This window comes from Pseudomonas frigoris (genome assembly GCF_047758635.1).
Lineage (GTDB): Bacteria > Pseudomonadota > Gammaproteobacteria > Pseudomonadales > Pseudomonadaceae > Aquipseudomonas > Aquipseudomonas frigoris.
In genome coordinates, this window is the sequence record NZ_CP180479.1 from 6,666,310 (window position 1) to 6,679,191 (window position 12,882).

Sequence of the window (12,882 nt, forward strand, 5' to 3'; positions counted from 1 at the left end):
AGGTGCCTGTTGCCAAGTAAAGACCCTGTAGCCACTATAGGGTCAAGCACCCTTTTGGAGATTGCCGTCATGAAGATCGGAGAACTGGCCAAACTCACCGACTGCGCCGTGGAAACCATTCGCTACTACGAGCGCGAAAATCTGCTGCCGGAGCCGGCCCGTAGCGACGGCAACTACCGCGTCTACACCCAGGCCCACGCCGAGCGCCTGACCTTCATCCGCAACTGCCGCACCCTCGACATGACGCTTGAGGAAATCCGCAGCCTGCTGGCCCTGCGTGACAGTCCGCAGGATCAGTGCGAAAGCGTGAATGCGTTGATTGACGAGCACATTCATCACGTGAAGGCGCGGATCGATGGGTTGATGGCGTTGCAGACACAACTACTCGACCTGCGCCAACGTTGTGGCGAGGGGCCGGATATTGATCAGTGCGGGATTTTGCAGCGGCTTGAAGTGAACGGCGGGGTTGTGGCGACGGAGGTGGAGCATTCCCATGTTGGCCGCAGTCACGGCCACTAAAAACACCGAAAATCAAATGTGGGAGCGGGCTTGCTCGCGAATGCGTCGTGTCAGTCAACGATGATGTCGACTGGCATACCGCTTTCGCGAGCAAGCCCGCTCCCACATTTGGTCGGTGTTAAGGCTTAAACCGCCATCGGCGCGGTCATCGGCGCGTGGTGCTCGTAGCCTTCCAGCGAGAAATCGCTCGGCTCGATCAACTCCAGCCACTCCGGCTGATAAACACCCGTCTTGGCAAACTCCGGCACACGATCACTAATCACCAGTTTCGGCATCGGGAACGGCTCGCGCTTGAGCTGTTCATTCAGCATGTCCAAATGGTTTTCGTAGACGTGGGCATCACCGATGAAATAGGTGAACCAGCGCGGCGTGTAGCCGGTCAGGCGACCGATCAGGCTCAGCAGCGCGGCGCCTTCGGTGAGGTTGAACGGCGTGCCCAGGCCCAGGTCGTTGGAGCGGATGTACAGAGTCAAAGAGATTTCTTTGGTCTCCACATTCGGGTGGAACTGGTACAGCAAGTGGCACGGCGGCAAAGCCATTTCATCGAGCTGGGCGACGTTCCAGCCGTGGAACAGGATGCGGCGGCTGCCCGGGTCTTTGATGATGGTGTCGACGCACTGGCGGATCTGGTCGATCGCCTTGTACAGCACCACGTAGGCTTGACCGTCTTCTTCGCCTTCGGCGATTTGGCGGTAGCCCTGACTCAGGGTCTGTTCGATGGCGGCCTGGTTGCTGACCGGAATCTGCTTGTACGCCGGCCATTTGCGCCATTGCACACCGTAGATTTCGCCGAGGTCGTCTTCGCCCTGGCGGAACGGGTTGGCCAGCCACTGGGCGTTTTCGTTGGCGTTCTGATCCCAGACCTTGCAGCCCAAGGCACGGAACTCGGCGGCGTTGTTCACCCCGCGCAGAAAACCACACATCTCGCCGATGGCCGATTTGAAGGCCATCTTGCGCGTGGTGATCGCCGGGAAACCTTCCTTCAGGTCATAACGCAGCATCGCGCCAGGGAAGCTGATGGTGTTCACGCCGGTGCGGTTGGCCTGTTTGGTGCCGTTCTTGATGACGTGGGCGACCAGTTCGAGATATTGCTTCATGAGTTACCTGTGTCCTTGAACCCGGGACCGTCGCCCCGGGGTTCGAATTTATACAGCCGCCGCTGGAGCCGCCGATGCACGGTGATACGCCAGCCAGATCAGGTACAGACCGCCGACGATCATCGGTACGCACAGTACCTGACCCATGGTCAGCCAGTTCCAGGCCAGATAGCCCAGTTGCGCGTCCGGTACGCGGACGAATTCGACGATGAAACGGAAAATGCCGTAGAACAGCGCGAACATCCCGGACACCGCCATGGTCGGCCGCGGCTTGCGCGAGAACAACCAGAGAATGGCGAACAGCGCCACGCCTTCGAGCGCGAACTGGTACAGCTGCGACGGGTGACGCGCCAGTTGCGCCGGATCGGTCGGGAAGACCATCGCCCACGGCACATCGGTTGCCTTGCCCCACAACTCGGCGTTGATGAAGTTGCCAATACGTCCGGCGCCCAGACCGATCGGCACCATCGGTGCGACGAAGTCCATCAGCTGGAAGAACGACTTGCCGTTCTTTTTACCAAACCACAACGCGGCCAACATCACGCCGATGAACCCGCCGTGGAACGACATGCCGCCCTTCCACACTTCAAAGATCAACAACGGGTTGGCGATGTAAGCACTCAGATCGTAAAACAGCACATAGCCCAAGCGGCCGCCGACAATGACCCCCATCGACATCCAGAACACCATGTCGGAGAGTTTCTCTTTACTCCAGGTCGGGTCGAAGCGGTTCAACCGGCGCGACGCCAGCAGCCAGGCGCCGCCGATGCCGATCAGGTACATCAAGCCGTACCAGTGGATTTTCAGCGGACCGATGGCCAATGCCACCGGGTCGATCTGCGGGTAAGGCAGCATTGCGACTCCTCGTTAGAGTTGAAACCTTTAAAATTCCCGGGCGACGCTGTCACGCCAGGATTAAGTCAGGATTGCGCTGCGTCAGAGCAGGAAATTCAGGCCCACGCAGAACAGCAAAGCGGCGAACAGTCTTTTCAGCAACTTCGGCGACAGGCTGTGGGCCAGTCGTGCGCCGAGGCGGGCGAAGAACATGCTGGTCAGGGCGATCCCCAGCAACGCCGGCAAATAAACAAAACCGAGACTATGGGCCGGCAGCAATGGATCGTGCCAGCCCAGAATCATGAAAAATAATGCACTGGACAAGGCAATCGGCAGGCCGCAGGCGGAAGAAGTCGCCACCGCTTGCTGCATCGGTACGCTGCGCCAGGTCAGGAACGGCACCGTCAGCGAACCGCCGCCAATCCCGAAAATCGCCGAGGCCCAGCCAATCACACTGCCGGCCACGGTCAGACCGACTTTACCCGGCACCGTTCGAGAAGCCTTGGGTTTGAAATCCAGTGCCAGTTGCGCGGCGATGACCAAGGCGAAGACACCAATGATTTTCTGCAGGTTGGGCCCGGAAATCGCCTCCGCCGTCAGCGCCCCAAAACCGGCGCCGATGAGAATACCGAGGGTCATCCAGGCAAAAATCGGCCAACGCACGGCACCGCGGCGATGATGTTCGCGGATCGCATTGACCGAGGTAAATATGATTGTCGCCAGGGACGTGCCGACCGCCAGGTGCGTGAGAATCGACGGATCGAACCCTTGCAGCTTGAAACTGTAGACCAGCACCGGAACGATAATGATCCCGCCGCCGACCCCGAACAGCCCGGCCAGCACACCTGCACAGGCGCCCAGCGCCAGATAGAGCAGAAATTCCATGCGCATCCCCAAATGAGAGCGGCATGGTAACGGATGCATGGCCTCAAGCTCCACTGGATGGCGATGGATACCCACACGATGACTGAGTAGAGTGGGCAGAAAACACACAAGGACTACCTTATGTGCCTGATTGTTTTCGCTTGGCGACCGGGTCACGCCCAGCCGCTGATCGTGGCGGCCAACCGCGACGAGTTCTATGCCCGGCCCAGCCTGCCCCTGGCGCAATGGCCCGAAGCACCGCACGTGCATGCCGGTCGCGATCTGGAGGCCGGCGGCACCTGGCTCGGTGTTGGCGCCCATGGACGCTTCGCCGCTCTGACCAATATCCGCGATCCGCATCAACCGCCCGCACGCAAGTCGCGAGGTGAACTGGTGGCGCGATTCCTGACCGGCGACATGTCGATAGATGACTACTTGGCGGACGTTGTCGGACGTTCGCTGGAATATGCCGGGTTTAACCTGCTGATCGGTAATGCCAACGAACTGTGGCACTTCAATGCCCGGGAGACTGAGGCGGTGATGCTGCAGCCTGGTGTTTATGGGCTGTCGAACGCCTGGCTGGATACGCCGTGGCCGAAACTGCTCAAGGCGCGGGCAGCGCTGGAGGAAGTGCTGGGCGATCCGCAACCTCAGGCTTTATTGGCGTTGCTGAATGATCCGCAGACGGCACCGTTTGCCGAACTGCCGGATACCGGGGTCGGGTTGGCCACCGAGACATTGCTGTCGAGTGTGTTTATTGCCAGTCCGACTTATGGGACGCGAGCGAGTACGGCGTTGATTGTTCAGGCGGATGGGACGCGGTGGATGGTTGAACGGAGTTTTGGGCCGTATGGGGGGCATTTGGGGGAAGTGGAAATCAGGATTTAGCGCTGTCAGGATTGACGCCTTCGCGAGCAAGCCCGCTCCCACATTCGACCGCGTTCTTCTGGGAAAACTCGGTTAAATGTGGGAGCGGGCTTGCTCGCGAAGGGGCCATCAGCGTTTAGAGGGTCTTGGCCGAAGCCGGATTAATCATCCGCGCCAACCCAAGGTTCTTCAGCGCCAATTGCAGCGAGCTGTGGATAACTTGCGGGTTGTCGATGGTCATCAGCTCGGCGAGCAACTCCTTGGCCTTGCTCAGGTTGATCTGACGCAGCATCCACTTCACTTTCGGCAAGTTGGTGGCGTTCATCGACAGGCTGTCGAAGCCCATCGCCATCAACAGCACCGCCGCCGCCGGATCGCCGGCCATCTCACCGCAGATACTCACTGGCTTGCCTTCGGCATGAGCGTCACGCACTACGCTCTGAAGGGCTTGCAGCACCGCTGGGTGCAGGTAGTCGTAGAGGTCGGCTACACGCGGGTTGTTTCGGTCCACCGCCAACAGGTACTGGGTCAGGTCGTTGGAGCCGACCGACAGGAAGTCCACTTGCCGCGCCAGTTCCTTGGTCTGATAAACCGCCGCCGGAATTTCGATCATCACGCCGATCGGCGGCATAGGCACGTCGCAGCCTTCGTCGCGGACTTCGCCCCAGGCCCGGTGAATCAGGTGCAGGGCTTCTTCCAGTTCGTGAGTGCCGGAGATCATCGGCAGCAGAATCCGCAGGTTGTTCAAGCCTTCGCTGGCCTTGAGCATGGCGCGGGTCTGCACCAGGAAAATTTCCGGGTGATCGAGCGTGACGCGAATGCCGCGCCAGCCGAGGAACGGGTTGTCTTCCTTGATCGGGAAGTACGACAGCGATTTGTCGCCACCGATGTCCAGGCTGCGCATCGTCACCGGTTGCGGGTGGAACGCGGCGAGCTGCTCGCGATAAATCGCCAGTTGCTCTTTTTCACTCGGGAAGCGCTGGTTGATCATGAACGGCACTTCGGTGCGGTACAGACCGACGCCTTCAGCGCCACGCTTCTGCGCCCGCGCCACGTCCGCCAGCAGGCCGGTGTTGACCCACAGCGGCATGCGGTGGCCATCGAGGGTCACGCACGGCAAGTCCCGCAGTGCATCCAGCCCGAGGGCCAGTTGTTTCTCTTCCTCGACCACTTCGGCGAACTGCTTGCGCAACACTTCGCTGGGGTTGGTGTAGACCTCGCCGTGGTAGCCGTCGACGATCATCTGGATGCCGTCGACTTTCGAATACGGCAGGTCGACCAGGCCCATCACCGTCGGGATACCCATGGCGCGCGCCAGGATCGCCACGTGGGAGTTGCCGGAACCGAGTACCGACACCAGACCGACCAGCTTGCCTTCCGGCACCTCGCCGAGCATTGCCGGCGTCAGTTCTTCGCTGATCAGGATGGTGTTGTCGGGGTAGACCAGGGTCTGTTGACGTTCTTCCTGCAAGTAAGCCAGCAAGCGGCGACCAAGGTCTTTGACGTCCGACGCGCGCTCACGCAGGTAGGCATCGTCCATCAATTCGAAACGGTTGACGTGTTCGGTGACCACCTGACGCAACGCGCCCTGGGCCCACTGACCGGTCTTGATCACGGTGGTGATTTCGCTGCCCAACGACGCATCGTCGAGCATCATCAAGTAGACATCGAACAGCGCGCGTTCTTCAGGCCGCAACTGGTTCGCGAGCTTGGCGGACAAGGCACGCATGTCGGCGCGCACGCCTTCGATGGCAGTCTTGAACAGCCCGAGTTCGGCGGCGATGTCGGTAATGGTCTTGTCGGGCACCACGTCCAGATCGGCCGGCGGCAACATGACCACCGCGGTACCGACCGCCGCACCCGGCGAACCCGGTACGCCGATGAACTTGGCTTCCTGAATGCCTTTGCCCTGACGACCCAGACCCCGGATCGAACCAGTGGCCTCGGCGTGGGCGATAACGCCGGCGAGCTGCGCGCTCATGGTCACGAGGAAGGCTTCTTCACCTTCATCGAACTGGCGACGTTCTTTTTGCTGAATGACCAACACGCCGACGACGCGGCGGTGGTGAATGATCGGTGCCCCGAGGAATGAGGCGTAGCGCTCTTCACCGGTCTCGGCGAAGTAGCGGTAACGCGGGTGATCCGCGGCGTTTTCGAGGTTCAGGGGTTCTTCACGCGTGCCGACCAGGCCAACCAGACCTTCGTTGGGTGCCATGCTGACTTTGCCGATCGAGCGCTTGTTCAAGCCCTCGGTGGCCATCAGCACGAAGCGGTTGGTCTCAGGGTCAAGCAGGTAGACCGAGCAGACCTGGCTGCCCATGGCCTCTTTGACGCGCAACACAATAATCCCCAACGCCGCCTTGAGATCCTTGGCGGAGTTAACTTCCTGGACGATCTTGCGCAGCGTATTGAGCATGGCTCGGGGTCGAACTCCGTCGTCAGTCGCGCGATAAAAGGCGCGGGGCAAGCTCTTTGAGAGCGCGTCGATACACTTCGCGCTTGAATGTCACCACCTGGCCCAACGGATACCAATAGCTGACCCAGCGCCAGCCATCGAATTCCGGTTTACCGGTCAAATCCATCCGCACCCGCTGCTCGTTGGAGACCAGGCGCAGGAGAAACCATTTCTGTTTCTGGCCAATGCACAGCGGTTGGCTGTGCGTGCGGACCAGACGTTGCGGCAAACGATAGCGCAACCAGCCCCGGGTGCAGGCGAGAATTTCAACATCTTCGCGCTCAAGACCCACTTCTTCGTTCAACTCGCGGTACAAGGCGTCTTCCGGCGTCTCCTGGGGGTTGATCCCGCCCTGTGGAAACTGCCAGGCATCTTGATTGATACGGCGAGCCCATAGCACCTGTCCGGCATCATTCGTGAGAATGATCCCGACATTGGGGCGGAAACCATCGGGGTCGATCACGGCAACAACCTCGCAAACGCATGTCGCCGCATTGTTCCACAAAGGTTGTGATAGCAGCAACGAGCCGGTCTACCTTATGTGCACTCTTGTGAAAAGTCCGTATTCTGGACGCCTTTCTACAGACTTTTCAGCGAGTAACTGCAATGCGGCTGGCTTTATTCGACTTGGACAACACGCTCTTGGGCGGTGACAGTGACCACGCTTGGGGCGATTACCTGTGCGAACGCGGCTTCCTCGACGCCGTCGCCTACAAGGCACGCAACGACGAGTTTTATCAGGATTACCTGGCCGGCAAACTGGATAACGATGCCTACCTGAACTTCTGCCTGGAAGTGCTCGGCCGCACCGAGATGGCCACACTGGATCAATGGCATCTGGATTACATGCGCGATTGCATTGAGCCGATTGTGTTACCCAAGGGTCTCGAACTACTGGCCAAGCACCGCGAGGCGGGTGACAAACTGGTGATCATCACCGCGACCAACCGTTTTGTTACCGGGCCGATTGCCCAGCGTCTGGGCGTCGAAACCCTGATCGCCACGGAATGCGAGATGGTTGATGGCCGCTACACCGGGCGCAGCACCGACGTCCCGTGCTTCCGTGAAGGCAAGGTGACGCGATTGAATCGCTGGCTGGAAGAGACCGGATATTCGTTGGAAGACAGTTACTTCTACAGCGACTCGATGAATGATTTTCCGCTGCTGGAGCAGGTGACGCATCCGATCGCTGTCGATCCGGACCCGAATCTGCGTGCTGAAGCCGAGAAGCGTGGCTGGCCGGTGATTACTCTGCGCGGCTGATACCGCTTTCGCGAGCAAGCCCGCTCCCACATTTGATCTGCGTCGTACACAAAATCTGTGTTCGCTGAAGATCTAGTGTGGGAGCGGGCTTGCTCGCGAAGGGGCCGCCGCGGTCCCAAGCCTTAAACCGGTTTGGCGCCCATCAACCCCGCAATCGCGATAAAGCAGACAAAACTGAACAACGCCAAGGCAAAGGTAAATTTCCCATTGCCCGCTGCCGGCGCCTTGCGCAACTTGTTAAGCCGCACCAGCAACCAGAACCAGCCCAACGCCGCGACGGTGTAAAGCACACTGGAAGCCAACAACCAGGTCTGCCCCAACGGCCAGCCCACCAGATGCACCATCCACCAGCCGGTAAACGGCATGCTCAGCAGCGCCAGTCCCATCACCAGCCAGATAAACACCCGCGGCCGCTGCAACGTGCGCGCGTGAGCCGTCGCGTCACCGTTACGGCGCGTACGCCAGACCCAGATCGCCAAGCCCAGCGCGCTGACCAGCAGCAACACCGTCGCCACCATATGAGCGACTTTCAGGGCGGTTAACGTTTCCATTGTTCGATCTCCTTATGGCTTGCCCATCAGCGTAGCCGCTCAGCCGAGAAACAGCAGATAGGCCGGATTGTCGCTTTCATCCCAGTACGGGTAGCCGATTTCTGCCAGCGCAGCGGGCACCAGATGGCGTTCATCGTGAGGCACTTGCAGACCTGCGACCACCCGGCCATCCGCCGCGCCATGGTTGCGGTAGTGGAACATCGAGATGTTCCAGCGCCCGCCGAGCTTGTTGAGGAAGTTGAACAGCGCGCCCGGACGCTCCGGGAATTCGAAACGCAGAATCACTTCATCAACCACATGAGCCGCACGGCCGCCGACCATGTGGCGGATGTGCAACTTGGCCAGTTCGTTGTCGGTCAGGTCGAGCACCGGGAAACCCTGCTCGGTCAGACTGGCAATCAGCGCACTGCGCGGGTCGTTTTCCGGGTGCGTCTGCACGCCAACAAAGATGTGCGCCTCGCTGCCGGTGTTGTAGCGGTAGTTGAATTCGGTGATCTGGCGCTTGCCGATGGCCTCGCAGAACGCCTTGAAGCTGCCCGGCTTCTCGGGAATCGTCACGGCGATAATCGCTTCGCGGCCCTCGCCCAGTTCAGCGCGCTCGGCGACGTGGCGCAGACGGTCGAAGTTGACGTTGGCGCCGGAGTCGATGGCCACGAAGGTGTGACCGGTGACGCCGCGTTGCTCGACGTATTTCTTAATCCCGGCCACGCCCAATGCGCCGGCAGGTTCAGTGATCGAGCGGGTATCGTCGTAGATGTCCTTGATCGCCGCGCAGATTTCATCGGTGCTGACGGTGATCACTTCATCGACATAATCTTTGCAGATATCGAAGGTGTGCTGACCAATCTGCGCCACAGCAACGCCATCGGCGAAGAGGCCCACCGTCGGCAGGATCACTCGCTCGCCAGCGGCCATGGCAGCTTGCAGGCAGTTGGAATCGTCCGGCTCGACGCCGATGATTTTGATTTCAGGTCGCAAGTACTTCACGTACGCCGCGATCCCGGCGATCAATCCGCCACCGCCCACCGGGACGAAGATCGCGTCGAGACGGCCAGGGTGCTGGCGCAGAATCTCCATCGCCACCGTGCCCTGCCCGGCAATGGTGTGGGGATCGTCGTAAGGGTGGATGTAGACGTAGCCTTTTTCATCGACCAGTTTCAGCGAGTAGGCCAGGGCTTCCGGGAACGAATCCCCGTGCAGCACCACTTTGCCGCCACGCGAACGTACGCCTTCAACTTTGATCTCCGGGGTGGTCTTGGGCATCACGATGGTCGCTTTCACGCCCAACACTTTCGCCGCCAAGGCCAGGCCTTGCGCGTGGTTGCCTGCCGAAGCAGTGACTACACCGCGAGCGCGCTCTTCATCGGAAAGCTGCGTGAGCTTGTTATAGGCGCCACGAATCTTGAACGAGAACACCGGCTGCAAGTCTTCGCGCTTGAGCAAAATACTGTTGCCCAGCCGCTCGGAGAGCTGGCGGGCAGTCTGCAATGGGGTTTCTACGGCAACGTCATAAACGCGCGAGGTGAGGATCTTTTTGACGTACTGTTCGAGCATCGGAAAGCATCACTGAGCGGGTTGGGCAGGGCCAACGAGTCTAACCCGGCTTTCGGGCGGGCGACCACACGAATCAAGAGGTTTTAACCCGGCATGGGGCTATAATGCCGGCCTTTCGTTCTCCCCTTGCCCGCTTCGGAGCCCGCATGACCCAGGATCAACTCAAACAGGCAGTGGCTCAGGCCGCCGTCGACTTCATCCTCCCGAAACTCGACGACAAGAGCATCGTCGGGGTTGGCACCGGCTCCACCGCCAACTGCTTCATCGATGCACTGGCCAAGCACAAAGGCGCGTTCGACGGCGCGGTCGCCAGTTCCGAAGCCACCGCTGCCCGCCTCAAGGGCCACGGCATTCCGGTGTATGAGTTGAATACGGTCAGCGACCTGGAGTTCTACGTCGACGGCGCCGATGAAAGCGACGAACACCTGAACCTGATCAAAGGCGGCGGCGCAGCCCTGACCCGCGAGAAGATTGTGGCGGCTGTGGCCAAGACTTTCATCTGCATCGCCGACGCCAGCAAACTGGTGCCGGTGCTCGGTGCGTTCCCGCTGCCGGTGGAAGTGATCCCGATGGCCCGCAGCCACGTGGCCCGCGAGCTGGTGAAGCTTGGCGGCGACCCGGTTTACCGTGAAGGCGTGTTGACCGACAACGGCAACATCATCCTCGACGTGTTCAACATGCAGATCACCAACCCGGTGGAGCTGGAGACGCAGATCAACGCCATCGTCGGCGTGGTCACCAACGGTTTGTTCGCGGCACGTCCAGCGGATTTGCTGCTGCTGGGCACCAGCGAAGGCGTGAAAACCCTGCGCGCAAAGTAAGCCGAACACATAGCAAAACCTGTGGGAGCGGGCTTGCTCGCGAAGAGGCCGTGTCAGTCGATAGAGATGTCGACTGACAGACCGCTTTCGCGAGCAAGCCCGCTCCCACATTGGTTTTGGGGCGTTTGTTAGTTTTGTACTGGTTTTTTGAAGACGTAGAACAGGTTCGGCTCGCTCACCAGGTACATCGTGCCGTCGTCATCCATGGCGATGCCTTCCGCTTGCGGCACCGTTTTCTGCAACCCCTGACGCCCCTTGCTCAGTGACAGGGTGCTCAGCGGTCGCCCGTCGACATCGAGTTCCAGAATCAGCCGCGATTCATCCGACAACGCCAGCAAATGGCCGCTACGCTCGTCGTATTGCAGGCTCGACAGGTCCGTCACGAACATCCCGGCATCGCGCTTGGGGTTGTTCACTACGTGCACCGCGTAGGATTTTTCCGGGTTGTAATGGGGAAAGCCCTGCACTTCGTAGATCAGCATCGGGTCGCGCTCCTTGGCAACAAACAACCGCTTGCCCACCAAGTCGTAAGCCAGGCCTTCGAAGCCCTTGTTGCCGCTCATGTGCACGCCAAGGGTCATCTGCTCGGCATCCGCTGCGTCGAGGAACGTTGTGTCGTTCTCCAGATGAATCTTGATCAGCCGCTGCTGACGCTCGTCAGTGATTACGTAAGTGTCGGCGCTGATGAACTCAACCGCTTCCGGATCGCCAAACCCGACCAGCGCAATGCGTCGAATAATCTGGCCGTCCAGCGACAGTTCGATCAGCTCTGAGTTTTTGTTGGTGACGGTGAACAGGCTTTTGCGCACCGGATCGAAGGTCAGCGCCGACACATCGTCGGCCAGGCCTTCGATAATTCGGGCTTCGAGCGTCACCTGGTATTGATCCAGAGCGATGGACTGACCATTCTCCGGTTGCCATAGCGTGTGCAGGTTGAACCAGGCGCGCTCGAACAGGCGCAGGTACTGGCCGGCCGCAACCAGCGCGATCAACGCAATGACCGACAGGATCAAAAGCAGAGGCTTGGGGCGGGCAAGTCGACGCATTCAGGCCTTATTTCTGCTTTTCGAAGCGATAGAACAGGTTCGGCTCGCTCACCATGTAAAGCGTCCCCGCCTCGTCCATCGTCACGCCTTCGGCGCGAGGAATGGTCTTCTTCAAACCATTGAAGCCGCCCAGCAAGGTCATGAAGCTGACCTGCTCGCCCTTTTCGTCCAGCTCCAGCAACAAGTGGGAGTCGGCAGACAGCACCAGGGTGTGGCCAGTGCGCGGGTCGATGGCCAGCGCCGAGAGGTTGCGGATGTCCAGTTGGTCACTGGCGAGTTTTTGCTTGTCACCGGTGAGTGTCTGGCCATCGTTGCTTTTCCAGGTGAACAACGCCGGTGGACGCTCTTCACCCAGCAACATCTGCTGATTGCGCGAATCCCAGACGACTGCTTCGAAGGCCTTGTTCTGGTCTTTCGAGGGGCCGAGGTCGTATTTCGGGAAGTTGGCGATGTTCAGCTCGCGGGTGTCAGCGTCAACCTTGACGATGGAGAGCATGTGGTCACGTTCATCGACGATGGCCAGCAGACCGTTGCCCATCATAGTCACGCCTTCCGGGTTGCTCCAGCCCACCAGCGGCATTTTGCGCAGCACGTCGCCCTGCAGGGTCAATTCGACGAGGAACGGGTTCTTGCCCATGACCGAGAACAGGGTTTTGGTTTGAGGGTTGTAGGCCAGGTCGGACGCTTCGTCCTTTTCCATGCCCGGCAGTAGCTTGGCGTCGATCACTGCCCGGTAATCCGGCAACCAGACACTGGCCTGACGCTTGGCCGGGCTTTCGAAACGCTCGCGCAACCAGAGCACGCCACGATCATCCCAATGCATGGCAAACGCAACGCCGTACGCGGCGGCGGCCACCAGCAAAAGCCAGGAATACCAACGCATGACAAAGCGCGAGCGGCGGGCAGTTTTAAGCTTGGGCAGTGGTTGGGTGACCATCGAGGGATGCGTTCCAGAAATTCAGGCTATGGGTAATAGCACAAGTGGGACCGGCTAAGACGCGGCAAGTCCCG

Annotated in this window: 13 protein-coding genes; 4 read left to right on the forward strand and 9 right to left on the reverse strand. The window is 59.9% G+C overall.

The genetic code is table 11. From position 1 onward, the window contains the following. Positions 1 to 69 precede the first annotated feature (69 nt). A complete protein-coding gene (gene cadR / locus ACMXYH_RS30785; RefSeq protein ID WP_129440262.1) occupies positions 70 to 519 on the forward strand; it encodes a Cd(II)/Pb(II)-responsive transcriptional regulator in 450 nt (149 codons plus the stop codon). A 125-nt stretch (positions 520 to 644) separates the two neighbouring features. Here cadR and ACMXYH_RS30790 read toward each other — a convergent pair whose 3' ends face one another. The 3 genes from ACMXYH_RS30790 to ACMXYH_RS30800 form a co-directional block, all read right to left on the reverse strand. Continuing rightward, a complete protein-coding gene (locus ACMXYH_RS30790) occupies positions 645 to 1,616 on the reverse strand; it encodes a thymidylate synthase (protein ID WP_033060541.1) in 972 nt (323 codons plus the stop codon). A gap of 48 nt (positions 1,617 to 1,664) precedes the next feature. Continuing rightward, a complete protein-coding gene (lgt, locus tag ACMXYH_RS30795) occupies positions 1,665 to 2,471 on the reverse strand; it encodes a prolipoprotein diacylglyceryl transferase (RefSeq protein WP_415765862.1) in 807 nt (268 codons plus the stop codon). A gap of 81 nt (positions 2,472 to 2,552) precedes the next feature. Further along, on the reverse strand, positions 2,553 to 3,335 hold the full coding sequence (locus ACMXYH_RS30800) for a sulfite exporter TauE/SafE family protein (protein ID WP_033060544.1): 783 nt from the start codon (positions 3,333 to 3,335) through the stop codon (positions 2,553 to 2,555). A 120-nt stretch (positions 3,336 to 3,455) separates the two neighbouring features. Between ACMXYH_RS30800 and ACMXYH_RS30805 the strand changes: the two genes are divergently transcribed. Beyond that, a complete protein-coding gene (locus ACMXYH_RS30805) occupies positions 3,456 to 4,202 on the forward strand; it encodes an NRDE family protein (RefSeq protein ID WP_415765863.1) in 747 nt (248 codons plus the stop codon). Between the two features lie 115 nt (positions 4,203 to 4,317). Here the strand turns inward: ACMXYH_RS30805 and ptsP are convergent, their stop codons facing one another. Continuing rightward, positions 4,318 to 6,597, reverse strand: coding sequence for a phosphoenolpyruvate--protein phosphotransferase (gene ptsP, locus ACMXYH_RS30810; RefSeq protein ID WP_033060547.1), 2,280 nt, complete (start codon positions 6,595 to 6,597; stop codon positions 4,318 to 4,320). Between the two features lie 22 nt (positions 6,598 to 6,619). Further along, complete coding sequence (locus ACMXYH_RS30815) at positions 6,620 to 7,099, reverse strand: RNA pyrophosphohydrolase (protein ID WP_008150514.1); 480 nt, start codon at positions 7,097 to 7,099, stop codon at positions 6,620 to 6,622. Between the two features lie 143 nt (positions 7,100 to 7,242). Between ACMXYH_RS30815 and ACMXYH_RS30820 the strand changes: the two genes are divergently transcribed. Next, positions 7,243 to 7,899, forward strand: a complete 657-nt coding sequence (locus ACMXYH_RS30820) for an HAD family hydrolase (protein WP_129440255.1) — start codon at positions 7,243 to 7,245, stop codon at positions 7,897 to 7,899. Positions 7,900 to 8,021: 122 nt separating this feature from the next. Here the strand turns inward: ACMXYH_RS30820 and ACMXYH_RS30825 are convergent, their stop codons facing one another. Together ACMXYH_RS30825 and ilvA are read right to left on the reverse strand one after the other, a co-directional pair. Next, on the reverse strand, positions 8,022 to 8,450 hold the full coding sequence (locus tag ACMXYH_RS30825; protein ID WP_415765864.1) for a DUF2269 domain-containing protein: 429 nt from the start codon (positions 8,448 to 8,450) through the stop codon (positions 8,022 to 8,024). A gap of 39 nt (positions 8,451 to 8,489) precedes the next feature. Then, positions 8,490 to 10,004 (reverse strand): threonine ammonia-lyase, biosynthetic, encoded by a 1,515-nt coding sequence (gene ilvA / locus ACMXYH_RS30830; protein ID WP_415765865.1) that lies wholly within the window; start codon positions 10,002 to 10,004, stop codon positions 8,490 to 8,492. 146 nt (positions 10,005 to 10,150) lie between these two features. Between ilvA and rpiA the strand changes: the two genes are divergently transcribed. Beyond that, on the forward strand, positions 10,151 to 10,825 hold the full coding sequence (gene rpiA, locus ACMXYH_RS30835) for a ribose-5-phosphate isomerase RpiA (protein WP_134420752.1): 675 nt from the start codon (positions 10,151 to 10,153) through the stop codon (positions 10,823 to 10,825). Positions 10,826 to 10,953: 128 nt separating this feature from the next. On the opposite strand, the gene ACMXYH_RS30840 is transcribed toward rpiA, so the two are convergent. After that, positions 10,954 to 11,871: an SdiA-regulated domain-containing protein gene (locus ACMXYH_RS30840; RefSeq protein ID WP_415765866.1), complete on the reverse strand. Its 918-nt coding sequence runs from the start codon at positions 11,869 to 11,871 to the stop codon at positions 10,954 to 10,956. A gap of 7 nt (positions 11,872 to 11,878) precedes the next feature. After that, entirely contained in the window at positions 11,879 to 12,808 is a 930-nt protein-coding gene (locus ACMXYH_RS30845) for an SdiA-regulated domain-containing protein (protein WP_415765868.1), read from the reverse strand. Positions 12,809 to 12,882 lie beyond the last annotated feature (74 nt).

Bases quoted from the DNA above. Each gene is read 5' to 3' on its own strand.
- cadR (WP_129440262.1), top strand. From the start codon at position 70: ATGAAGATCGGAGAACTGGCCAAACTCACCGACTGCGCCGTGGAAACC.
- ACMXYH_RS30790 (WP_033060541.1), bottom strand. From the start codon at position 1,616: ATGAAGCAATATCTCGAACTGGTCGCCCACGTCATCAAGAACGGCACC.
- lgt (WP_415765862.1), bottom strand. From the start codon at position 2,471: ATGCTGCCTTACCCGCAGATCGACCCGGTGGCATTGGCCATCGGTCCG.
- ACMXYH_RS30800 (WP_033060544.1), bottom strand. From the start codon at position 3,335: ATGGAATTTCTGCTCTATCTGGCGCTGGGCGCCTGTGCAGGTGTGCTG.
- ACMXYH_RS30805 (WP_415765863.1), top strand. From the start codon at position 3,456: ATGTGCCTGATTGTTTTCGCTTGGCGACCGGGTCACGCCCAGCCGCTG.
- ptsP (WP_033060547.1), bottom strand. From the start codon at position 6,597: ATGCTCAATACGCTGCGCAAGATCGTCCAGGAAGTTAACTCCGCCAAG.
- ACMXYH_RS30820 (WP_129440255.1), top strand. From the start codon at position 7,243: ATGCGGCTGGCTTTATTCGACTTGGACAACACGCTCTTGGGCGGTGAC.
- ACMXYH_RS30825 (WP_415765864.1), bottom strand. From the start codon at position 8,450: ATGGAAACGTTAACCGCCCTGAAAGTCGCTCATATGGTGGCGACGGTG.
- ilvA (WP_415765865.1), bottom strand. From the start codon at position 10,004: ATGCTCGAACAGTACGTCAAAAAGATCCTCACCTCGCGCGTTTATGAC.
- rpiA (WP_134420752.1), top strand. From the start codon at position 10,151: ATGACCCAGGATCAACTCAAACAGGCAGTGGCTCAGGCCGCCGTCGAC.
- ACMXYH_RS30840 (WP_415765866.1), bottom strand. From the start codon at position 11,871: ATGCGTCGACTTGCCCGCCCCAAGCCTCTGCTTTTGATCCTGTCGGTC.
- ACMXYH_RS30845 (WP_415765868.1), bottom strand. From the start codon at position 12,808: ATGGTCACCCAACCACTGCCCAAGCTTAAAACTGCCCGCCGCTCGCGC.